Genomic DNA, 22818 nt, shown 5'->3' on the forward strand with positions numbered 1-22818 from the left:
GGAGAAGGGCATGGCTAAAAAGATAAAAGATTTTGAAACCATAAAAAAAGAGTTTATAGAAAAAGGTAAAAAGCAAGGTGAACTTGCACAAGAAGAAATAGTAGATGCTTTGTCAAAATTGGATATTTCTTCTGATGTAATAGATGATTTTTACGAAGAATTAAATCGTGAGGATATTATTTTAATAAATGTAAATCACCAAGATGCTGAGGAAGAGGAAATAGATTTAGAAGATTTATCTGTTCCAGCCGGGATAAGAACAAATGATCCTGTTAGAATGTATTTAAAAGAAATAGGGAAAGTACCGTTATTATCAAAAGAAAAAGAATTGGAATTATCTAAAATTATAGAAAGTGGAACTGAAGACGAAAAAGAACAAGCAAAAAAAGATTTAGCTGAGGCAAACTTACGTTTAGTGGTAAGTATAGCAAAACGATATGTAGGGCGAGGAATGTTGTTTTTAGATTTAATCCAAGAGGGAAATATGGGTTTAATCAAAGCGGTAGAAAAATTTGATTATTCAAAAGGATTTAAGTTTAGTACATATGCAACTTGGTGGATTAGACAAGCAATTACACGTGCAATAGCTGACCAAGCGAGAACGATTCGTATCCCGGTGCATATGGTGGAAACAATCAATCGTTTAATTAGAGTACAAAGACAATTACTTCAAGATTTAGGACGTGAGCCTAAACCTGAAGAAATAGCAAAAAAAATGAATATGACACCGGAAAAAGTTAGAGAAATTTTAAAAATTGCTCAAGAACCTGTATCATTAGAAACACCTATTGGAGAAGAAGATGATTCTCACTTAGGAGATTTTATTGAAGATAAGGAGGCACAATCTCCAGTAGAACATGCAGCAAATGAATTGTTAAAAGAACAGCTTGAAGAAATTTTGGAAACATTAACAGATAGAGAAGAAAATGTTCTTAAACTTCGTTTCGGTTTAAAAGATGGAAAAACTCATACGTTAGAAGAAGTGGGCAGTGCCTTTGGTGTAACTCGAGAGCGTATCCGTCAAATCGAGGCAAAAGCAATAAGAAAATTAAAACATCCATCTAAATTAAATAAGTTAAAAGGATTTATGGAATAAATCTTTTAAATGATAATATATAGTAAAACATACAAAAATTAGCTCTGTGTTGAATACAGGGTATGAGAAAATAAAGATTAAAATGCTAAGTAACATGCTGTTGCTTGGCATTTTTCAGCTGTAAAATAAATAGAGAAGATGGAAGGAAACTATCATTTCTATTTATTTTACAGTCTTTTTTATTTTATAAAATAATTTCAGCTATAAAATAACAAAATAAGTGATATTTTAAGTAATTATATTTTGGCTAAGGCTTGTTTTATATAATTTTTTATATAGTGTTATATAATTTAAATTTTTATCTTTAATATATTTAATATTAAATATATTAATTTTCTAGTATATTTATTATATAACTACATTTATTAATATTTAATTATTTTTTATATGAAATATGAATAAAAGAATATATTAGTGAGATTTAATATCTATAAAAAGATAATATTTTATATTTCAAAATAAAATATTTATATTATAATAGAAAATGAATTTAATATTTTTAATGATATTAAATTCTTGACAACGCTTTTATATTAATATATAATTGGAGTACAAAAAGATAAACTGTAATGATACAGTTTGATGTTGTAAAAGATAACTATAAATTTTTATAATAAAATATAATTTGTATTTATTTGTATAAATCATTTCAAAAAGAAATATATTATTATAAAAGATGAAAAATAATTATTTAGAGTAATATTATTATGAGTAAAGGAGGTATTTTCAGAATACAAAGATTTTCACCTATAAATTATATGATTTTTCAACCATGTACCGTAATATTTAACTTAGGATAGTACGATAATCTAAGTTATGACATTGGTTTATTGAAAAATTTATGACATTTGTTTTATAAAAATTGTAGGTTATTTATAGGTTTAGAATCTAAATGGCTGTATAAAGCTATTTAATGCGCATAAATAATTATTTTTTAATTCAGGTGAATTAGGATTGTTGAATAATAATTTTAAGTAATTTAGAAATTATAATTTTTTAAAGGAAAGTAGAGGTTTAGCGAAATGTAAAATTAAAGGAGACAAGGTATGAATACAGAAGAGTTCGCAAAAAAATTTAATAAAATTCAACCAATAATAGGATGCATAGTAATATTATTTTTAGTTTGGTTTTCATTTAAGTTGCACGTACCAAAATTAATATTTGGATTATTAATCGGTTTGGGATTCGGTTATACTTTAACGAGATCAAGATTTGGCTTTGCCGGGGGAATAAAGAGAATATATGTTAGAGGAGAAGGTAGTTTGACAAAAGCTTTATTAATAACTTTTGCAGCTGTAACTTTAATCTATGGAGCAATACAATGGACGGCGAGTACCAAAGGAGCAATTCCGGCATTTTTAGCAAAAAATGGAGAAGCTATAATTCCGGGAACACAAAATGTTTTTATGACAAACATAGGAACTGTATTAGGTGGTTTCTTATTTGGTATAGGAATGATAATCGCCGGTGGTTGTGCTTCAGGAACACTTGCCGACTTCGGTGAAGGGGAAGGGCATGCAATGATTGCTTTTCCACTGTTTATTCTAGGGACTATACCGGGTCATTATTTACGAGAAGTTATTGATAGAAATCCTATAGGAAAAGTTGGGGTAAGAATACATTTTCCACAATATGTAGGTTATCTTGGTGCAATAATTTTAACATTTGTAGGGTTATTGTTTTTGTATATTTTAACAAAAGCCTATGAGAATAAAAGAAAAAAAGAGGGAACTTATTTAGATCCGAAGTCTGACTATGAAGACTTTGAGAAAGAATTAAAAGATAACTTAGATGTTAGCCCATGGGGTTCTGCATTATATCATAAGGTATTTGTAGAAAGATGGAGTTTTAAAACAGGAGCATTAATTCTTAGTATTATTTCCGGATGTTATATAATTTTTACTAATAAGGCATGGGGTGTAACATCAGCGTTTACTCACATAGCGGTATGGTTTTTAGGATTATTTGGAGTACATTTTGATGATAAGGCGTTTGATTCTGTATATAAAGCAATATCAAATGGAATATTGGCAGATGCAGGTGTGCTTTTGGATATTGGGATTGTTGTAGGATCATTTTTAGCGTTTCTTATGGCAGGAAGATTTAAGTTGAATTTAAAATTCAATTCAAAAAATGCATTTTTATTCGGGCTTGGTGGTTTACTTATGGGCTTCGGTTCTCGTTTAGCAAAAGGTTGTAATATTGGTGCGTTATATTCTTCATTACCTAATTTTTCAATTTCAGGTTGGGTATTCTTAGTGGCAATTTCACTGGGAGCGGTCGTAGGATTAAAATTATTTAAGGGAAGTTCATGTTTGATACCACCAAGACATAGAGATGTCAGAGATTTTAAATAAAAAATATATTATGAGGAGGACTCAAATTATGAGCAAAAAATATTTAGTAGTAGGTGGAGTAGCTGGAGGAATGTCTGCAGCTGCACGTTTAAGAAGGTTAGATTCATATGCGGATATTCAAGTATTTGAAAAAGGACCGCACGTAAGTTTTTCAAATTGTTGTTTACCGTTTCATCTGTCAGGAGTAGTACCGGAAGCTGACAATTTGATTTTAATGACACCGGAATTATTAAAAAAACAATATAACTTAGATGTAAAAGTTTTACATGAAGTAATTAAAATTAATAAAGAAGAAAAAACAATTCTTATTAAAAAAGTAGCCACCGGTGAAGAATATGAAGAAAGTTACGATAAATTAATCTTATCTCCGGGAGCAAGAGCCATTCGCCCAAGTTCAATTAAAGGGGTAGATAGAGATAATGTATTTACAGTAAAAAATGTTGTAGATATTGATAGACTAAAAAAATATATTGATAACAATTCTATAGAAGATGTTGCCGTTATTGGTGGTGGGTTTATAGGATTAGAGGTAATGGAAAGTCTAAGAGAAGCCGGAAAAAATGTTGTGTTGGTAGAGGGAACTAATCAGATATTAGCACCTATGGATTATGATTTGGTTCAAGTTTTGAATAAAGAAATTTATGATAAAGGTGTTAAACTTTTATATAATGAAAAATTGGCAGAAGTAGCGGATGGTAAAATTATTTTAGAGTCCGGAAAAGAAATAAAAGCAGGAGCAGTGGTTTTAGCAATAGGTGTTGTAGCAGAAGCAGGATTAGCAAAAGAAGCAGGATTAGGGTTTGGAGAAACAGGTGGTATTCTTGTAAATCATCATTACCAAACTACAGATTCGGATATTTATGCTGTAGGGGATGTAATAGAAACTACACACTTTATTACAAATAAAAAAGTTCGTCTAACGTTGGCAGGGCCGGCACAAAGACAAGCTCGTGCAGTGGCAGACCATATATATGGAAGAACATATAAAAATACAGGTGTAATAGGATCATCTGTAGTAAAAATATTTGATTACAATGCTGCAAGTACGGGACTTAATGAAAAAGATTGTAAAAAATTAGGTATTGATTATGATGTAGCATATATTATACCGAAAGACAAAGTAGGTTTAATACCATCTGCCAACCCTATTCACTTTAAACTTATTTTCCAAGTTCCAACAGGTCAAATATTGGGAGCACAATCTGTAGGAAAAGGAGCTGTAGATAAGAGGGTTGACGTTATAGCGGCAATGATTATGAATAGAGCTAATATAGAAGATTTAAAAGAATTAGAATTATGTTATTCTCCGTATTTTACCACAGCAAAAGATGCTACCAACATGGCAGCTTTAGTAGCTTGTAATTTGTTAAATGGTGAATATAAGCAGGTTCGCACAAGTGAAGTAAGAAAATTGGTTGAAGAGGGAGCATATATAATAGATTCACGAGAAAAAGTGGAATATGAAGAAGGCCACATAAAAGGTGCTGTTAATATACCGCTTAGTGAATTTAGAGAAAGATTAGATGAAATACCGAAAGATAGACCTGTATATGTGCATTGTTTATCATCACAACGAAGTTACTATATGGTTCGAGAATTAAATCTAAGAGGGTACAAAAATGTAATAAATATTTCAGGTTCATTTTTAGGTATATCGCTATATGAATATTTTACAGATATAACAACAGGAAGAGAGCCTATTGTCACAAATTATAGATTTAATTTATTGTAGCTTAACATAGAATTACAAAATTAATCTAAAATTTAAAAAGTTTCATATAATTTTAAAATGTAAAATATTCTGACTTTCTTTTTAATATAGATAAGTTTTGTAAGTTTGGAGAATTATGGGGACGGTTGATAAAATCAATATTTTAAAAATTTTGATTTTATCTCGTTCCCTATTTCAATAATAAATAGTTAGCGTAGGAGGTCTTATGGTAAAAAAACTGGGGCGTTTTGATGTTTTTTCTCTGGTAATAGGATCCATTATAGGGTGGGGATCGTTTACATTGCCGGGAAAGCAATTTTTAAGTAAATCCGGAGTAATTAATACAACTATAGGTTTAGCTACAGGTGGTATTTTAGTGATGCTGATACAAGTAGCTTATCATAAAATGTTAGAAAAAAATACCGAAGAAGGCGGGGAATTTTCTTATGCTTTCAATGAATTGGGAAAACTTCACGGTTTTATAGTGGGGTGGTCATTAAGTTTGTGTTATTTAAGCATGATTCCTTTAAATGCAAGTGCATATGTTCTTCTGTTTAGGGTGATTTTTGGAGAAAAATACAATTTTGGATATTTATATTCTGTTGCAGGATATTCAGTCTACATAAGTGATATTTTATTAATGTCATCAATAATTATTATTTTTGCATATATAAATATAAAAGGACTTAGGGTAAGTTCAAAGGTACAAAATGTTATGAGTCTATGTCTGGTGAGTATTGTGTTTTTGTTAATAATTTTTGTGGGTATTAAAAGTGATATGACAATTTTTAGAAGTAACTATATAGAAAATTATAAATTTTCCTTGAAAGAAATTTCGTCAGTTATTGCAATAGTTCCGTTTTTATTTGTGGGTTTTGATGTAATACCACAAGTTGCAAAAGAATTGAAATTTAAAGTACATAAAGCAACAATATTAGCATTAATATCTATAGTATGTGGTGTTTTCATATATGCAGGGTTAAATCTTATAGCAGGGTTTAGCTTTTCGCCAACCGAGGCAGCAGCAACAAATTGGGCAGTGGCGGATTCTGTTATCAGTAAGCTGGGATATATAGGCTTTTCGTTTATGTTAGTAGCCTTATGGGCGGCGGTAACCGGTGGTATAAATGGTTTTATGATTGCCAGTAGCAAGTTAATAGCATCGTTGTCAAAAAAAGATATAATGGATAAAAAATATAGTAAAAAAAATAAAAATGATGTATATCCTTATGCTATTGTTTTTGTTTCAACTGTTAGTCTAATTGCCCCTTGGATAGGTAGAGAAGTTATATTATATATAGTAGATATGGCGAGTGTATTAGCGGCTGTAGCTTATGGATATGTCAGTTATATAAGTTTTAAATATGCTAATAAAAAATTTGAAAAAATTCTTTGTTTTATAGCTATAATTATTTCTATAAGTTTTATATTACTACTATTACTCCCAATATCACCTGCAATGTTGGATATACCTGCTTTAATATTTTTAATAATATGGCTTATTTTAGGTGTAATTATTTATAATAAGAAAAAGATAGTTAGCGAGTAATCTAACTATCTTCTTTATTATTATGTCATTAGTGATGAAGAAAATGAGTATTTTAAAATTTATGTATATTTATAGAAAATAACTGATAATTACAGATAATTAATTAATTTATTACAAATATATTAAACGTTGGACAGAAATAGTTTAAATTTAGATATTTTTGTGGTATTATAGTAAGATAATAAATCATATTTAGAAGGATAGAAAAAATGGAGAAAGGATTATTAATTGTCTTATCGGGGCCATCTGGAGTAGGGAAGGGAACCGTTAGAAAACGAATTTTTGCCAGTAATGACGTTGATTTTGAATATTCAATATCAATGACATCAAGAGGTATGCGTCCCGGAGAAGTAGATGGTATTGACTACTTTTTTAAAACAAAAGAAGAATTCGAACGTTTAATTGGAGAAGGTGAACTGTTGGAATATGCACAATATGTGGATAATTACTACGGTACACCGGTAAAATATGTAAGGGAAACCATGGAAAAAGGCAAAGATATTTTCCTTGAAATTGAAGTGCAGGGAGCTGGACAAGTAAAAAGTAAAATTCCTGATGCACTATTTATTTTTTTGGCACCACCGAGTATAGCAGATTTAAAAGATAGATTAAAGGGACGTGGTACGGAAAGTGATGAAGTTATAGAATCACGGGTAGCAAAAGCAAAAAAAGAAATAAATATGATGCACCTTTATGACTATGTGGTGGAAAATGATGAAGTTGACAAGGCGGTAGAGCGAATAAAGGCGATTATATTGAGCGAACATTTAAAAAGAGAACGTATTGAGATGAAATATCGTCGTGCCTTGTTAGAATTAGAAGAAATGTAGGAGAGAGTTATGTTATACCCAAAATTAGATGTTTTAAAAACAAAAGTAAATTCAAAATATATGTTAGTGTCATTGGCTAGTAAAAGAGCTAGAGAACTATTTGCAGAACCGGAAAGTGAAAAATTGGATAATTATATTTCGCACAAAGAAGTAGGAAAAGCTTTAGAAGAAATAGCAGAAGGAAAAATAACATTAACAGTAAAATAGTATTTATAATAAATTAAAAAATATTTTTCTTTGAGTGATCGCAGCTTGTATTAGCTGAGGAAAGTCCATACTCGCACAAGCTGAGATGCTTGTAGTGTTCAACGCTAAACGAAACAATAAGTTTAGGTATTCTTTCTAAGAGTAACGGCAGACAATATAACCTAAGTAATTATTTATATTATATGGTTGTATATATCTTGAAAGTGCCACAGTGACGAAGTTTTTATAGAAATATAAAAAGTGGAACGAGGTAAACCCCTTGAGCGAGCAATTCAAATTTTGGTAGAAGCACTGATTTTGCAGAAATGAATGTAAAAATCGGAAATATAATTTATATTTAGACAGATGATCATAACTATTTTTACGAGAGTAAACTAGGCTCGTTATAGTAAGATAGATACAGAATATGGCTTATGATAAGAAAAATAACTAGTTGTTTTAAGGGCTCTTAGGAGCTCTTTTTTAAGGAGGAAGAAATGAAATATAATTTGGTGGCAACAACCCCGATGGGAATAGAAGCTATTGTAGCGAAAGAAGTTCAAGAATTAGGATATGAAACAAAAGTAGAAAATGGAAGGGTTTATTATTCAGGAGATAAAAGAGCTATAGTAAAATCTAATTTGTGGTTAAGATGTGCTGATAGGGTAAAAATCGTTGTAGCACAATTTCCTGCATATACATTTGAAGAGTTATTTGAAAAAACCAAGGAAATTGAATGGGATAAATATTTGCCGGTAGATGCAAAATTTCCGGTTGATGGACGTAGTCATAAATCAACTTTGTTTAGTGTATCGGATTGTCAATCAATTGTAAAAAAAGCGATTGTAGAAAAAATGAAAAAAAGTTATGGAATTACCGGTTGGTTAGCGGAAACCGGTGCTCGCTATCGCTTAGAGATAATTATGCTGAATGATATAGCGACTATTTTGTTAGATACATCGGGAGATGGACTACATAAACGTGGTTATAGAGCGAAACAAGGGACAGCCCCATTAAAAGAAACATTAGCGGCGGCTATGGTTAAATTAATGAATTGGAAAGGAGAAACACCGTTATATGATGTTTTCTGCGGTTCAGGAACTTTGTTAATAGAAGCGGCTATGCTTGCGCAGAATATGGCTCCCGGTATAAATAGAAATTTTGATTTTGAAAAATGGCCGTGGATTCCTAAAGCGTTGGTTGATGAAGAAAGAAATAATGCAGAAGAAGCAATAGATTATGAAAAAGAATTAGAATTATATGGTTCAGATATAGATCCCAAAATGATAGCAACAGCTGAAAATAATGCAGAAGAAATTGGTTTGGTAGGCGTTATAAATTTCAAACAAATGTCAGTATATGATTTTGTTGTAAAAAAAGAAGCAGGTTGTGTCATTGCAAACCCTCCTTATGGTGAACGTCTAGGTGAAAAAAAAGAAGTAGAAGCAATGTATAAATATTTAGGAGAAGCATTAAAGGATAGACGTTATTGGTCGTTATATCTGCTTACATCCAATAAAAAGTTTGAGTATTTATATGGTAAGAAAGCTACAAAACGAAGAAAGTTATTTAATGGATCGATAGAGTGCACTTATTATCAATATTGGGGAGAAAAAATTAGATAATATTTGACATTTTGGATAATATAGAATAGAATTGTAGTAGATTAAATATAAATTTTTATGAAGGGAAAAAGGTAAAGTTTTATGCATTTGACAAAGAGTACAGAGCAAGCCATTTGTATAATGGTTATGTTATATACCCAAGACAAGCATGTTTTTCTTAATTCAAGGGAAATAAGTCATAGACTTAATATATCACCAACATATTTGAAAAAAATTATGAGAAGATTAGTTCTACATGGATTGGTAAAAGCGAATACAGGAGTAGGTGGGGGTTATAAATATCGCAGCGGGAAAAGAATTTCTTTATATGATATTTATGTCGCCCTGAATGGTGATGTAGAAATTTTTGTTTTAAAAACAGATTATGTTTCTAAAATATTCGAAGGTGCTTTAGGTTTAGAAAAACGCTATGAAGAATATTTGAAAAAAGTAGATGCGATAAACAAATCAATAAAAGAAGCTCTTGAGGGTATTACTATAGAAAATGTTGTTAGTGATATTCTAGGAGAAAATTCAAAAGTAAAACTTGATTGGAATAATTGGGAAGAAGAGTTCAAACGAGTAAACGTTTATTTTAAAGGGTAATATGAAGATAATGAAAAATCTCTTAAGTTGAAGATTACTTAAGAGATTTTTTTGTTTTTTATTCGTTTATTTTTTCAAAACTATTAAAGGCTTTTTTATTAAAAAGTTTTAAATGCTTATCTACAATAATAGAATTACTAATTCCTCCACTAACGTTAAGGCAAGTACGCCCCATATCTAAGATAGGATCGACAGCTAAAATAGGATTAATTTGGTTGAATAATGCGCCAAATCCAACACCATTAACACTGACGCTGGCAGCTGTTATTGCAGTACCGGGTACACCTGCGATACCGACAGATCCCAGTGTTACAACAATAATTGTCATAATAAATACAGTAGCGTCAATAGTAATGCCATTAGCATTAGCTAAGAATACTATCAGCATTGTCGGATAAATACCGGCACAACCTTGCATTCCTGCCGTTGATGAAAATGAGGCAACAAAATTTGCCGTTGATTGATTAACTCCCATATTTTTAGTGAGGGTACTGATTGTTAAGGGAAGAGTGCCGGCACTGGAACGGGATGTAAATGCAAGTAAAAGAGGTTTGCTTGCTTTTTTGAAATATGTGATCGGTGAGATTCCATGTAGTACAAGAATAAATGCTTGAATAATAAATTGGATTACTACTGCTACATATAGTAAAACTATAAATAATAAAACATCTTTTATAGATTTTAGTCCGCGTTGTGCAATGGTGTTGGCAAGTAGAGGGATAACTGCGTAAGGTAACAATCTTATAACAATAACGGTCATTCGAGATACTATTGCATGAAGATTGGCAATATAGTCAACAAAAGTACTAACTTTCTCCTCGTTTTTATTTTGAATATAACGTGCAGCGATACCGATAAACATCGCAAAGATAACAATGCCTATTACGTTAAAATCTGCCATTGCCTTAATTGGATTAGATGGTATTAATTCTCTAATAATGGTAACTACATCTTTGACAGTTTTAATTTTACTATCTCCACTACCAAGTGCTATAGAACTGCTACCAAGTTTGAAGATGGTAGAAATTACAAAACCTACGATGGAACTGATAGCAACCATACCCAAAGTAACAATAAGAGTAAGTCTTGTCAATTTTTTAACATCTGTGTTTGCATTGATATTAACAATAACGTTGATAATTGATACTAATACCAGTGGAATAATCAGCATTTTAATTAAATCAATAAAACCGTTTCCAAATAGTGAATACCATTTGGTAGTTTCAGCAACATATTTTATTTTAATTGGATCATCACTAAAACCGGAATATGCTTGGATAATAATCCCTAAAATAAGTCCTATGGCTGTTGCTAATAATGTTCTTTTAGAAGAACTAACTCTCTTTTTAGCAAGATAGTACATAAAGTAAAATAATGCAAAAAGTATAAGTAAAAATAATAGTGTTTCTTTTGTAGAAATCATTAGAAATTTCTCAAAAAATGTAAATTTATTTCCCATTGTTTATCCTCCTGTTGAGCTGTAGCTCATAAATATTGTAAAATTTTTATTATTGAATTTTACAGCATCTACAGATATGATGGGAACGAGTAAACCCATTCTCCATAACTTTTACCTCCATTTTCTAAAATGATACATATTATTAAACTACACATTTTATCAAATTGCAATTTTTTTGCACTAAGTTTTAAATTTATAATAAAATAATTTGAATTATGTAAATATAATTATTCGATTTAGTTGTCTACAAAATATAGAAAAATTAGTGAGTAACAATAATAATATTTATCTTAAGATTTAATTTTTATTATAATAATATTATTGGAAGTTATTATTTTTTTTGATATAATAAACTATAAAGTAGTTTGTGGCATAATATATTGAGTTAGGAGAGTGTATAATGTTCGAAATAGATTTGGATATTGATAATAAAAAATTTGATAGTTTTGTAAAAGAACATTCAACAGGTGAATTATTACAACTTGCTTCGTGGGGTGAGGTAAAATCTGTTAATGAATGGTACTTCGAGAAAATAGCGATAAAAAATAATAATAAAGTAGTGGCTAGTTGTTTAGTGTTATTCAGACGATTAGGTTTAGGAAAATACACTATTGCCTATATACCTAAAGGATATACAGGTGATAATAAAAATAGTGAGTTAAATATGAAAATTATTAATGAAGTCAAAAAGTTATGTAAAAAACATCATGCTATTTTAATTGACTTTGAAACAAACGTATTGCGTAATAATTCTAAAATCTTAGTAGATGATTTAAAAAATCAAGGTTTTAAAGTTCGCGGTCACGAGGAAAAAGATTTTCCATATCAGACTCAATATGATATGATTGTACATTTTAAAGATTTAGAAACCGATACAAGAGAATACTTAAATAAAAAAACTGAAAGATTATTAAGAGTAGCAGAAAAAGCACAATTAAAAATAGAGAATGCAGGATTGGAAAAGGTTGACATATTTACTCAGTTGTCTGATGAAACAAGTGAAAGAAATGGTATTTCGTTACGCAACAATGAATATTATAAGAATATAATAGAATTTTTCAAAAGGGATAATGATGTAGATTTTTATTTAATAAGTTTAGACGCAAATACATTCAAAAATAATATAGAGAACAATATAAAATTATTGGAAAAAGAGATAGCCGGTTTGCAAAAAAAAGTGAATAAATCGCTTGATGAAAAGAAAAAAGAAGTTTGGGAAACAACAATAACCGAAATAAGAAATAAAATTAATAGTTTAAATAAGGATATTGAAGAAATTTTAAAATATAAATCAGATAGTATTTATCTTTCGGGGTGTTTAGTTCTTTATTGTGGTAAAAAATCATATTATTTATATGCGGCTTCTTCTAATAAATTTAGATATTTACAGCCGAATATTTACATGAACTATAAAGCTATGGAAAATGCTCGCAAACGTGGCTGTGTATCATATAATCTTGGCGGAGTGAAAAGTATAAATGATAATCTTTATACTTTTAAAAAATCATTAGGTGGCGAGTGTGTTGAATATGAGGGTGTGTTTACCTATGTAGTAAATAGACCGATTTATATTTTGTTTGAAACGGCGTTAAAAATTAGAAAAAAATTAATAAAAATAAAAAACAAAAGAAAATAAAGGAGTTTAATTTATGAATATTAAATTAGTGTATGCCAGTCTGACAGGAAATACGGAGATGTTATCAGACTTAATAATAGAAAAATTTGAGGGAAAAGGGATAGAAGTTGAAAAATTATTTATAGAAGATATGGAAGATTTTGATTTTCTGGATGATGCGGATGCTTTTATAGTTGCAACATATACCTATGGTGAAGGTGAACTTCCGGACGAAATGGAAGAATTTTTTGAAGCGATTGGAGAGAAAGATTATTCCGGAAAAATTTACGGTGTAATTGGTACTGGAGATACAATTTATGAACAATATTGTGTTTGCGTAGATCAGTTTGACGAGCAAATAGAGAAAACCGGTGCAACTAATCCTACAGAAAATTTAAAAATTGAAATTGAGGCGGATACTGATGAAGACTTTGAAAATATAGAGAAATTTATTGAAGATTTCTCAGCTGCCTTATAGTATTGTAACAACTAATATAATTTAACTAAGAAAGGTTTCTTGGTTAAATTATATTTTTTTGATATAAAGAAATATAATTTTAATTTAGATAATTATTAAAGGCTTATTTCATATGTATAAAATTCTACTTATATTTTAAACATATAATAAATGTATAGAAGAATTTGCAGTTATATATGTGTTTTATTAGTGTTTTTAGTGTTGTTGTGATAAGATAATAAAGTAAAAATTTAGTAATCAATCAAAATTTTGGTCAAAGCATTATTTTGCAATTACGTTAAAATATATGGAGGTACTATGACTGAATTTTTAAAAGAATATGATGTGATTGTTATTGGTGGAGGACATGCAGGTATTGAAGCGGCACATGCTGCAAGTAGAAAAGGGGTTAGTACGTTAATGGTAACTATTAACCTTGACACAATTGGTTTTATGCCATGTAATCCAAGTGTTGGAGGTCCGGCAAAAGGTATTGTCGTAAGAGAAGTGGATGCTTTGGGTGGTGTAATGGGACGTATTGCTGATAAAACAAATATCCAAAGTAAAATGTTAAATACAGCTAAAGGACCGGCGGTAAGAGCATTACGTGTTCAATCAGATAAGGCACAATATCAATTGGAAATGAAACGCTTATTAGAAAATACACCAAATTTAGATATTGAACAAGCAATGGTTAAAGGACTAATTATAGAAGATAATAAAGTTATTGGATTAAAGACGATGTTAGGTACATGCTATAAAGCAAAAACTATAGTTATTACTACAGGAACATATTTACGAGGAGAAATTGTTGTTGGCGATATTAAGTATTCATCAGGTCCAAATCATCAGATGCCGTCTATTGATTTAGCTAAGCAATTAGAAGAACTGGGTTTTGAAATGGTGAGATTTAAAACCGGAACTCCGCCACGTGTAAATGCAGATAGCATAGATTTTTCAAAAACAACAATTCAACCCGGTGACAATGTTAAGCATGCTTTTAGTTATGAAACAACAGAATTCGTTGAAGATCAAGTTCCGTGTTGGTTAACATATACTAATAAAATTACACATGAGATTATTGATAGAAATTTAGGACGTTCAGCGATGTATTCAGGTATGATAAGAGGAACAGGACCACGCTATTGTCCAAGTATTGAGGATAAGTATGTTCGCTTTAACGATAAGGAACGCCATCAACTATTTTTAGAGCCTGAAGGTCGTAATACAAAAGAAATTTATGTTCAAGGTTTATCAACTTCATTACCTAATGATGTGCAACGTGATATGGTACGTTCAATTACAGGATTGGAAAATGCCGTTCTTATGCGTAATGGTTATGCTATTGAATATGATGCCGTTAATCCGACTACATTATGGCCAACATTAGAAACAAAGTTAATCAATGGATTATTTACCGCAGGACAAATAAATGGAACCAGCGGTTATGAAGAGGCAGCAGGTCAGGGGATAATAGCAGGTATTAATGCAGCGTGTAAAGTATTAGGAGAAGAACCGATGATATTAGGACGCGATGAGGCTTATATCGGAGTTTTAATTGATGATTTGGTGACTAAGGGAACAAATGAGCCGTACAGACTACTTACTTCACGAGCAGAACACCGTTTATTATTGCGACACGACAATGCTGATATGCGGTTATCAGAAAAGGCTTATCAATATGGTTTGATAACTAAAGAACGTTATGAAAAATTTGTTGCAAAACGTAAAATGGTAGTTGCTGAAATCGAGCGATTAAAAACTTTTAGAATAACACCAACACAAGAAACGTTGTCAAAACTTAAAGAATTAAACAGTGCAGAAATACGTGATGGAATATTAGCGCTTGATATGTTAAAACGTCCGGAGTTAAGCTATGTTGATATAATGTATTTAGCAAATCAAAAAGTTATATTATCACGAGAAGTAATAGAGCAAGTAGAAATAGAAGTTAAATATGAAGGCTATATTAAAAAATCATTGCAACAGGTAGAAAAATTAAAAAAAATGAATGAGATGAAAATACCAACTAATCTGGATTATGATGAAGTACCAAGCCTTGCACTGGAAGCAAGAGAAAAATTAAAAAAAGTGTTACCACTAACAATAGGGCAAGCATCACGAATTTCAGGGGTAAATCCGGCGGATATTTCAATATTACTAATATACTTGGAACAATGTAGAGGAGCAAGAAGTAATGAATAAAGAGCAATTTTTTAATAAACTGATTAATGAACATGGTATTAATTTAACCGATATTCAAAAAAATCAGTTTACTAAATATTATAAATTGGTGATTGAATGGAACAAAAAAATTAATTTAACTGCAATAACGGAAGAAGAAGAATTTTATACAAAGCATTTTTATGATTCAGTTTCTCTAGCATTTTATAGAGATTATAATGATATAGAAAATATTTGTGATGTTGGTAGTGGAGCAGGTTTTCCATCAATTCCGCTTAAAATTATATACCCACATTTGAAAGTTACAATAATTGACTCATTGAATAAACGAATAAAATTTTTAGAACTTTTAAGGGAAGAATTAAATTTAGAAAACTGTCACTTTATTCATGCGAGAGCGGAAGAAGTGGGACAAAATAAAAAATATCGGGAAAGTTTTGAGATTGTAACAGCACGTGCTGTGGCAAGACTTAATGTTCTGGCAGAGTTGTGTTTACCTCTAGTAAAAAAAGGTGGATACTTTCTCAGCTTAAAAGCACAAAAGGCAGATGAAGAAGTATCTGAAGCTATAAATACATTTAAGGTGCTTGGAGGAAAATTAGAAAAAGATATTGATTTTAAAATAGAAGGTGAAAAGCGACATATTCTTGAAATAAGAAAGGTAAAAGAAACGCCGAATAAGTATCCGCGTAAAGCAGGAATTCCTAATAAGAAACCGCTAATATAAGATAAATTGATTGTATAATTTATTTAAGCAATACAAGATGGTATATTTATCAATGAATTATTAAAAAAATCCATATAATTTCATTATTTGTAAATTGAATTTATTTTATATTAAATTAATCTTTGAAAATTATATAAATTGTTTTATATTTATAATAAAGGTTAAAATTTGCTGTAAAATTTTAAATATGGTATAATCTTAGTCATATAAAAAGAAAAAGGAGTATAGTTTATAAATGGAAATGCTATTTAAACTATTAGCAGAACATGTATACTTGATATTGTTTATTTCATTAATATTAGAGTTTGCTGCCTTACCGCTTCCGGGAGAAACGATGATGTTATTTGCCGGAATAATGGCTTACGGCGGACATGCCAGTTATATTGGAATGATAACGGCTAGTGCATTGGGAACAGTAATCGGAATGCAGTTTTCCTACGAAATCGGAAGACGTCTTGGTACAAAAGCTGTAGATAAGTGCGGATCATATATAGGGTTGACTCCTTATCGAATGACAAAAGCTTCAGATTTTTTCAATAAATATGGTAATATTGTAATAATAATTGCATATTTTTTACCCGGAGTTCGTCATATAATGGGATATTTTTCCGGAATTTCAAGGGTGAATGGGAAAAAATTTCATACTTATTCAACAATTGGAGGAATATTTTGGGTAGTAGTGTTTATATCATTAGGATATGTGTTAGGACCAAGTGCACACCATGCGTTCAGATTAATGCATAGATATGGATCTATGTTAATTATTATAGGTTTAATAGCGTTATTTATTTATCTAATCTATAGAAAATTAGGGAAAAAAGATTTTAGCATATATTTTAAAAAAAGAATAAAATTTATAACAGTATTAGTAATAATATTTTTGGCAATAATATCTTATTTTATTATTTTTAATTCACATAGACACCCTAAATTAGTTATGTCAACTGTTTTTTACTGCTTAGGAGCTTTAGCAATTATTACTTTTTTAGCATACATAAGAGTTTGTTTGAAACACGATACCAGCGAAAAATTGTTGGTAGTTGTTGATTATCAAAAAGATTTTGTAGATGGGGCTTTAGGCTTTGAAACGGCAGAAAAGTTAGATGAGATAATAGTTAAAAAAATAGAAGAGTATAAGAAATCAGGGCAAGATATTATCTTCACAAAAGACACTCACTATACAAACTATTTAACTACACGAGAGGGAAAACATCTTCCGATTGAACACTGCATTATAGATACTGATGGTCATGGTTTATATGGTAAAGTAGCAAATTTTGAAAAAGACGCTAAAAAAGTATTTAATAAAACGACCTTTGGAAGTATTGACCTTGCAAATTATGTATCACGTAGTGATTATAAAGAGGTAGAGCTGTGTGGTTTGGTTTCTAATATCTGTGTTCTTAGTAATATAATAATGATTCAAAATTATAATGAAAAAGTAGAATTGTTTGTAGATTTAAAAGCGACAAAAGGAATAGATGAAGATATCAATAGAACTTTTAAAAAATATCTTGAGCAATTAACAGTAAATGTAATAGAATAGGTTAGGGACTAGCCTAAAAGTAAAAATTTTAATAAAATTTACCTATTAGTAGTTAGACGTAGCAGTTCATTGATTTGATAATAGTTTTAAAGAGATTTATTTTCCAAAATCTAATAAACTGTATTGAAGCAACCTTACAAAATCGCAATTTCGTTGGAAATCGATTTTGTAGGGTCGCTCCTTTTTGTAAATTAATGAACTAATGTATAGAGATACACCGGATAATATTATGAATTTATTCTGAAAATTTTCCTAATTCTAAGAAAAATAGGTTATTAGAATAAAGCTAAGAAATTTTCAATAATCGATTTAAATTGTAATAATAACTAATTATTTAGAGTTTATTAACTTATTAATTAATAATTTATCAATTTTAACTTTTAATGTTTTTTGTCCTGTATAGGTTACGAATCCGGGTTTAGCACCGGAAATTTTTTTAACGTTTTTTATTAAAGTCATATCAACATCAATGTTTGTTTCATTTTTGAATTTAGAATAATAACCTGCTAAGTTAGCAGCTATATTGATAGTTTCTTCATCAGGGTTATTTGAAAAAATTACTACATGACTTCCGGGGATATCTTTGGCATGAAACCATAAGTAATTTCTATGGGCTAATTTATTTGTTATAGTATCATTTTGAATATTATTTTTTCCAATATAAATTGTAATACCATTATTTTCAATGGTAAAATACTTTTGTTTATTTTTTTTCTTTTGTATTTGTTTTTCTCTCAAGTAGCCGCCATTAATAAGCTCTTCCTTAATTTCAACAAGTTCTGTCTTATCGGCGTTTTCCGTTTGAAATTTTATAGTATCAAAATAGGTTATTTCTTCATTAGTAAGAGCGATTTGTTTTTCCAGATTTTCTATTGTTCTTATATTTTTTTTATATAGATTAAAATACTTTTCGGCATTTTGCTCGATCGATAGCGTTGTATCCAATTTAATATTAATGTTTTCTAAATTTTCACTGTAAAAATTTTGAACAGTAACAATTTCGGGAACATTATTTTTAAATAAATAAATATTTGCAATTAGAAGTTGTCCTTTTAATTTGAAATCATCTTTATTTCTTGCAATATCCAACTCATTTTGTAAAATTTTTAATTTATTGTTAAGTCTGTTAAGTTTATTTTTTATGAAATCGAATAATTTTTTATCAGTATTTTTATTAGTAGCTTTCTTAACTAAGTCCATATAGTAAAAATCTAATAATTCTGATAATGTTTTAAAAGTTGTTTCATTAGTATTGGTAATATCGAAGTAGTAAAAATCTTTTTTATTATTAATTATACTAGGTCTAAAGTCGGTATTAAAGGAATTACACAAGACTTTTAGACCGTTTATCATGTCGTTCGGGTAGTTTTGTAAAATATAATTATTAAGCAAAGAAGAAACACCATAAAAGTTTTGGATGAGAAATTTTTTATTTTCATTTTTAGGGTTTAATTTTGTATAATTCTCAAAATCAAAAGGATTTAATTTTTTATCGGTTGGGGGTAGAGTATATCTAATATTGGCTATAGTAGAACGTTTGTATTCTAGGCTATAGCTGTTATTTAATGATTCGATGATTATTTCATCTTCGTTAGTAAGAATAATATTAGAGTGTTTACCCATTAATTCCACTATTAAAATATAATGTTTTTCATAACCAAGTTCATCAAAGTTTTTAATTCTAATTTTGATAATTCTATCATTACTGACTTGGGTAATATCTGAAATTATTCCATTGGTAAGATATTTTCTTAATACGGTGCAAAAATTAGATGGTGTTAAAGGATTTTCGTATTGGATATTAGTAAAATGAATACGGGAACTTGATGAGTTTGCCGATAAAAATAATTTTAAATTTTTTCCTTTTCTAATAGAAAAGATAAATTCGTCATTTGAGATATTATTAATTTTATTGATACGAGCTTGAATAAGATTTTGAGATAATTCATTAATTATTTTTCGTGTAAAAAAACCATCGAATGCCATAACTTCTCCTTATAGGTATTTATTTAAACTAGTGTGTAAAATTTATATATTATTTTACAAATATTTCAGCAATGGTTAGTAGTGGTATGGACGCCTACAACTAACCCACTACGTGGGTGGATTTTTCGGCTAGAATTTTAGCCAAGGTCTAAAATTCTCCAAGTAAAATGCTTTTAGCATTTTACTATTACCACTACAAACATTGCTATTAAGTTAGTTGCTGTTCAAAGGTTAATTTTTAAGGTTGCCACACCACTATAGAATCAGCAACAAATAATATTTTGTATATAAATATATAGTTAATTTTACATAAGATTATAACATATAAAACAGTGAATGTATATTACTGTAACGACAAAAAAACCAGTATCGTTTGATACCGGTTTTATGGTTATCTTTTTGTTTTAAGATTTTCTTTCCAATCTTGTAAACCATTTTTTAACATAAAGACATTAGTATAACCATTTTTCTTTAGTGTAAGGGCAGCACGTGGTGCCATAGTTCCGTTTTTATCACAAAGATAAATAGGTTGGTCTTTTCTAAGAGAAGTATATAAAAAATTGAATTGAGAAAGCGGCATATTTCTAGCTCCGTTAATGTGAGCATATTTAAAATCTTCTTTTTCTCTTACATCAACTAATTGAACTTTTCTAAGATTTTGTCTAAATTCAACATAAGGTAGCTTAGTAACAGCTCTGTTCAATCTTAGATAATTAAATAATGCAATTAAGCCGATGACAAACAGTACTATTAGTGTTGATATCCAAATTGACATAATAAACTCCTTTTACGTATTATTAATAAAAAAATTATATCATAGTTTGTAATTTTATTCAATATTGATTATAATAGTAAAAGTTAGACATTTTATTTAATAATACCATGGAGAAAATAATGATAACATCAGGCAATAATAAAAAAATAAAAGAACTTCAAAAATTAAAAAAAAATAGAAATATAAAAAAATATAATAAGTATTTGGTAGAAGGAATTCATCTGGTAAAAGAAGCATTAAAGGCTAATGTTGTAGAAGAAATAATAATTTCAGAAAATTTTAATAAAAAAGAATTAAATTATTCAAAAGAATTTGTGGTAGTTTCGGACAGTGTTATAAAATTACTGGGAGAAACAGTGACTTCTCAAGGGGTAATTGCTGTATGTAGTATAGAAAAAAAAGAATTGGATATTAATTGCTATAATAGGGTTCTTATTTTGGATAGGGTACAAGATCCTGGGAATCTGGGAACTATTATAAGAACAGCGGATGCTTTTAGTTTTGATTGTGTAGTCTTGGGGAACAAAACGACAAGTTTATATGGGCAAAAAGTTCTTCGTAGTACACAAGGAAGTCAGTTTCATATTGATTGTTTTGAAAATATAGTTTTGGAAAATCTTATTGGTGAAATGAAAGGTTTTGATTTATATGCTACATCTTTAAAAGGTAATAAATATTTGGAAGATATTAATGATGTAGGAGAGAAAATTGCTGTTATTTTTGGTAATGAGGGTGCAGGGGTTGATAACAATATCTTGGAAAAGGTAAATAATCTTTTAAAAATAAAAATGACAGGAGAAGCCGAAAGTTTAAATGTGGCAGTTGCTGCCGGAATAATTATGAATCATATTACAAATAATATTAAATAAAAATTTACTAATTTCATTAATTATGATATTATTGTAGTTGTGAAAATAATATAAGAGAGGTGAGATCTAATGTTAAAAACACTAGCAGTAGATAAAAAAGGAAATATCTTAACAGATGTCAAATTGGCAAGACTTAATGATCAAGATATTGCTTGGTATTGGGTTGATTTTGACACACCGACACGAAGTGAGATAACCCTATTGTCTACATTTTTTAAGTTTCACGAATTGTTGATTGAAGACTGTATGACATTGCTTCAACGACCAAAAATTGAAATAACACGACAACAAATCTTTTTAGTATCTCATGTTTTGAAAAATATTGATGATGACTATGAAACAATAAATATGTTTGTCGGAAAAAATTATATTGTAACTTTTCACCTCTCACATATACGATATATTAATAAAATTATTCCGAAAATCTTACAGCGTGGTGCACAATATTCACCACTTCATGTGATGCATATGTTGGTATCAGAAATAGTGGAAGGATATATTCCAATTATTGCAAAAATAGAAAATCGTCTTGATGAAATTGAAGAATACGACTCATATAATGCCGGCAGTAAAATAATGGACGAGGTTTTTGAGCTTCGTAGTGACTTGTTAAAACTGCGACGTGGTTTATTGCCGATGCGTGAGTTACTCCATAGATTTTTAGTATCCCGTCGTGTTGAAATGACCGATAACGACAGAAAATATTTTCACGATATTTATGATGACCTTGTTCAACAAACAGAAATTATTGAAGCAACACGAGAACTTGCCAGTGATATTAGAGAAAATTATATGACTTATAACTCATTTAGGTCTAATAATATTATGATGATGCTGACTGTTATTTCAACAATATTTTTGCCGTTGACATTTATAGTTGGTCTTTATGGAATGAACTTTAGAAATATGCCGGAGTTAGAGTGGGAATATGGCTACTTTTTAATCTGCGGTGTTATGCTGATAATTGCTATTGGAATGTTATGGATATTTAAGAAAAAAGGTTGGCTTGATATGTTCAAATAGATATTAGATATAAAGGATAAAATATGAATTTTATAAAATTAACATTGTTATTTATAATGATTTTAGTTAGTAACTTTAGCTTAATGAAATTAGATTTTGGTAAATTCTTTAAAAAAAATAGTACAAAGGAAATAAAAATTTTAATCAGTCTAGTGTCGTTCGCTATAGGATATTTAGGTTATAATGCAATAATGACAATATATGAATTGTCATTACACTTAATAAAATAACGAAGGAG

General features: G+C 29.4%; 19 protein-coding genes and 1 other RNA gene. 17 read left to right on the forward strand and 3 right to left on the reverse strand.

The genetic code is table 11. The features are described 5' to 3' along the window. The first annotated feature begins 10 nt into the window (after positions 1-10). The 9 genes from rpoD to AXE85_RS03815 all read left to right on the forward strand — a co-directional run bounded on the left by rpoD (position 11) and on the right by AXE85_RS03815 (position 9939). Positions 11-1096: an RNA polymerase sigma factor RpoD gene (gene rpoD, locus AXE85_RS03775; RefSeq protein WP_062173198.1), complete on the forward strand. Its 1086-nt coding sequence runs from the start codon at positions 11-13 to the stop codon at positions 1094-1096. A 1046-nt stretch (positions 1097-2142) separates the two neighbouring features. Continuing rightward, entirely contained in the window at positions 2143-3453 is a 1311-nt protein-coding gene (locus AXE85_RS03780; protein WP_062173199.1) for a YeeE/YedE family protein, read from the forward strand. Positions 3454-3481: 28 nt separating this feature from the next. Continuing rightward, positions 3482-5185, forward strand: a complete 1704-nt coding sequence (locus tag AXE85_RS03785) for an FAD-dependent oxidoreductase (RefSeq protein WP_062173200.1) — start codon at positions 3482-3484, stop codon at positions 5183-5185. 205 nt (positions 5186-5390) lie between these two features. After that, positions 5391-6713 (forward strand): APC family permease, encoded by a 1323-nt coding sequence (locus tag AXE85_RS03790; protein ID WP_062173201.1) that lies wholly within the window; start codon positions 5391-5393, stop codon positions 6711-6713. 209 nt (positions 6714-6922) lie between these two features. After that, the gene (gene gmk, locus AXE85_RS03795; RefSeq protein ID WP_021752691.1) at positions 6923-7543 is read left to right on the forward strand and encodes a guanylate kinase; all 621 of its coding nucleotides are present in this window, start codon (positions 6923-6925) and stop codon (positions 7541-7543) included. A 9-nt stretch (positions 7544-7552) separates the two neighbouring features. Next, positions 7553-7750 (forward strand): DNA-directed RNA polymerase subunit omega, encoded by a 198-nt coding sequence (rpoZ, locus tag AXE85_RS03800; RefSeq protein ID WP_021752692.1) that lies wholly within the window; start codon positions 7553-7555, stop codon positions 7748-7750. Between the two features lie 26 nt (positions 7751-7776). Further along, an RNA gene (gene rnpB, locus AXE85_RS03805) (RNase P RNA component class B) lies at positions 7777-8169 on the forward strand. Between the two features lie 57 nt (positions 8170-8226). Beyond that, entirely contained in the window at positions 8227-9354 is a 1128-nt protein-coding gene (locus AXE85_RS03810; RefSeq protein WP_062173202.1) for a THUMP domain-containing class I SAM-dependent RNA methyltransferase, read from the forward strand. 81 nt (positions 9355-9435) lie between these two features. After that, entirely contained in the window at positions 9436-9939 is a 504-nt protein-coding gene (locus AXE85_RS03815) for an RrF2 family transcriptional regulator (RefSeq protein WP_021752694.1), read from the forward strand. 58 nt (positions 9940-9997) lie between these two features. Here the strand turns inward: AXE85_RS03815 and AXE85_RS03820 are convergent, their stop codons facing one another. Beyond that, complete coding sequence (locus tag AXE85_RS03820; RefSeq protein ID WP_062173203.1) at positions 9998-11398, reverse strand: cation:dicarboxylate symporter family transporter; 1401 nt, start codon at positions 11396-11398, stop codon at positions 9998-10000. 400 nt (positions 11399-11798) lie between these two features. Here AXE85_RS03820 and AXE85_RS03825 point away from each other — a divergent pair, with 400 nt between their 5' ends. From AXE85_RS03825 to AXE85_RS08260, 5 genes are all read left to right on the forward strand, one after another. Next, the gene (locus AXE85_RS03825) at positions 11799-13034 is read left to right on the forward strand and encodes a lipid II:glycine glycyltransferase FemX (RefSeq protein ID WP_062173204.1); all 1236 of its coding nucleotides are present in this window, start codon (positions 11799-11801) and stop codon (positions 13032-13034) included. A 13-nt stretch (positions 13035-13047) separates the two neighbouring features. After that, the gene (locus AXE85_RS03830; protein WP_062173206.1) at positions 13048-13491 is read left to right on the forward strand and encodes a flavodoxin; all 444 of its coding nucleotides are present in this window, start codon (positions 13048-13050) and stop codon (positions 13489-13491) included. A 297-nt stretch (positions 13492-13788) separates the two neighbouring features. Further along, positions 13789-15675, forward strand: a complete 1887-nt coding sequence (gene mnmG / locus AXE85_RS03835; protein WP_062173209.1) for a tRNA uridine-5-carboxymethylaminomethyl(34) synthesis enzyme MnmG — start codon at positions 13789-13791, stop codon at positions 15673-15675. Next, positions 15668-16381 carry a 16S rRNA (guanine(527)-N(7))-methyltransferase RsmG gene (gene rsmG / locus AXE85_RS03840; RefSeq protein ID WP_062173210.1) on the forward strand — a complete coding sequence of 238 codons (714 nt, stop codon included), beginning with the start codon at positions 15668-15670 and terminating at the stop codon, positions 16379-16381. Before mnmG ends, rsmG begins: the two co-directional genes overlap by 8 nt. A gap of 235 nt (positions 16382-16616) precedes the next feature. After that, a complete protein-coding gene (locus AXE85_RS08260) occupies positions 16617-17927 on the forward strand; it encodes an isochorismatase family protein (RefSeq protein ID WP_082729119.1) in 1311 nt (436 codons plus the stop codon). 330 nt (positions 17928-18257) lie between these two features. On the opposite strand, the gene AXE85_RS03850 is transcribed toward AXE85_RS08260, so the two are convergent. Continuing rightward, a complete protein-coding gene (locus AXE85_RS03850; RefSeq protein ID WP_062173213.1) occupies positions 18258-19913 on the reverse strand; it encodes an Rqc2 family fibronectin-binding protein in 1656 nt (551 codons plus the stop codon). Positions 19914-20304: 391 nt separating this feature from the next. After that, complete coding sequence (locus tag AXE85_RS03855) at positions 20305-20688, reverse strand: rhodanese-like domain-containing protein (RefSeq protein WP_062173215.1); 384 nt, start codon at positions 20686-20688, stop codon at positions 20305-20307. 119 nt (positions 20689-20807) lie between these two features. On the opposite strand from AXE85_RS03855, the gene AXE85_RS03860 reads away from it, so the two are divergent. The 3 genes from AXE85_RS03860 (at position 20808) to AXE85_RS03870 (ending at position 22810) form a co-directional block, all read left to right on the forward strand. Next, a complete protein-coding gene (locus AXE85_RS03860) occupies positions 20808-21557 on the forward strand; it encodes a TrmH family RNA methyltransferase (protein ID WP_062173217.1) in 750 nt (249 codons plus the stop codon). 69 nt (positions 21558-21626) lie between these two features. After that, positions 21627-22580 (forward strand): magnesium/cobalt transporter CorA, encoded by a 954-nt coding sequence (gene corA, locus AXE85_RS03865; protein ID WP_062173219.1) that lies wholly within the window; start codon positions 21627-21629, stop codon positions 22578-22580. A gap of 23 nt (positions 22581-22603) precedes the next feature. Next, entirely contained in the window at positions 22604-22810 is a 207-nt protein-coding gene (locus AXE85_RS03870) for a DUF1146 family protein (protein WP_062173220.1), read from the forward strand. Positions 22811-22818: the final 8 nt, after the last annotated feature.

The sequence above is a fragment of the Gemella sp. oral taxon 928 genome, from assembly GCF_001553915.1.
GTDB classification, from domain to species: domain Bacteria; phylum Bacillota; class Bacilli; order Staphylococcales; family Gemellaceae; genus Gemella; species Gemella massiliensis.

Bases quoted from the DNA above. Each gene is read 5' to 3' on its own strand.
- rpoD (WP_062173198.1), top strand. From the start codon at position 11: ATGGCTAAAAAGATAAAAGATTTTGAAACCATAAAAAAAGAGTTTATA.
- AXE85_RS03780 (WP_062173199.1), top strand. From the start codon at position 2,143: ATGAATACAGAAGAGTTCGCAAAAAAATTTAATAAAATTCAACCAATA.
- AXE85_RS03785 (WP_062173200.1), top strand. From the start codon at position 3,482: ATGAGCAAAAAATATTTAGTAGTAGGTGGAGTAGCTGGAGGAATGTCT.
- AXE85_RS03790 (WP_062173201.1), top strand. From the start codon at position 5,391: ATGGTAAAAAAACTGGGGCGTTTTGATGTTTTTTCTCTGGTAATAGGA.
- gmk (WP_021752691.1), top strand. From the start codon at position 6,923: ATGGAGAAAGGATTATTAATTGTCTTATCGGGGCCATCTGGAGTAGGG.
- rpoZ (WP_021752692.1), top strand. From the start codon at position 7,553: ATGTTATACCCAAAATTAGATGTTTTAAAAACAAAAGTAAATTCAAAA.
- AXE85_RS03810 (WP_062173202.1), top strand. From the start codon at position 8,227: ATGAAATATAATTTGGTGGCAACAACCCCGATGGGAATAGAAGCTATT.
- AXE85_RS03815 (WP_021752694.1), top strand. From the start codon at position 9,436: ATGCATTTGACAAAGAGTACAGAGCAAGCCATTTGTATAATGGTTATG.
- AXE85_RS03820 (WP_062173203.1), bottom strand. From the start codon at position 11,398: ATGGGAAATAAATTTACATTTTTTGAGAAATTTCTAATGATTTCTACA.
- AXE85_RS03825 (WP_062173204.1), top strand. From the start codon at position 11,799: ATGTTCGAAATAGATTTGGATATTGATAATAAAAAATTTGATAGTTTT.
- AXE85_RS03830 (WP_062173206.1), top strand. From the start codon at position 13,048: ATGAATATTAAATTAGTGTATGCCAGTCTGACAGGAAATACGGAGATG.
- mnmG (WP_062173209.1), top strand. From the start codon at position 13,789: ATGACTGAATTTTTAAAAGAATATGATGTGATTGTTATTGGTGGAGGA.
- rsmG (WP_062173210.1), top strand. From the start codon at position 15,668: ATGAATAAAGAGCAATTTTTTAATAAACTGATTAATGAACATGGTATT.
- AXE85_RS08260 (WP_082729119.1), top strand. From the start codon at position 16,617: ATGGAAATGCTATTTAAACTATTAGCAGAACATGTATACTTGATATTG.
- AXE85_RS03850 (WP_062173213.1), bottom strand. From the start codon at position 19,913: ATGGCATTCGATGGTTTTTTTACACGAAAAATAATTAATGAATTATCT.
- AXE85_RS03855 (WP_062173215.1), bottom strand. From the start codon at position 20,688: ATGTCAATTTGGATATCAACACTAATAGTACTGTTTGTCATCGGCTTA.
- AXE85_RS03860 (WP_062173217.1), top strand. From the start codon at position 20,808: ATGATAACATCAGGCAATAATAAAAAAATAAAAGAACTTCAAAAATTA.
- corA (WP_062173219.1), top strand. From the start codon at position 21,627: ATGTTAAAAACACTAGCAGTAGATAAAAAAGGAAATATCTTAACAGAT.
- AXE85_RS03870 (WP_062173220.1), top strand. From the start codon at position 22,604: ATGAATTTTATAAAATTAACATTGTTATTTATAATGATTTTAGTTAGT.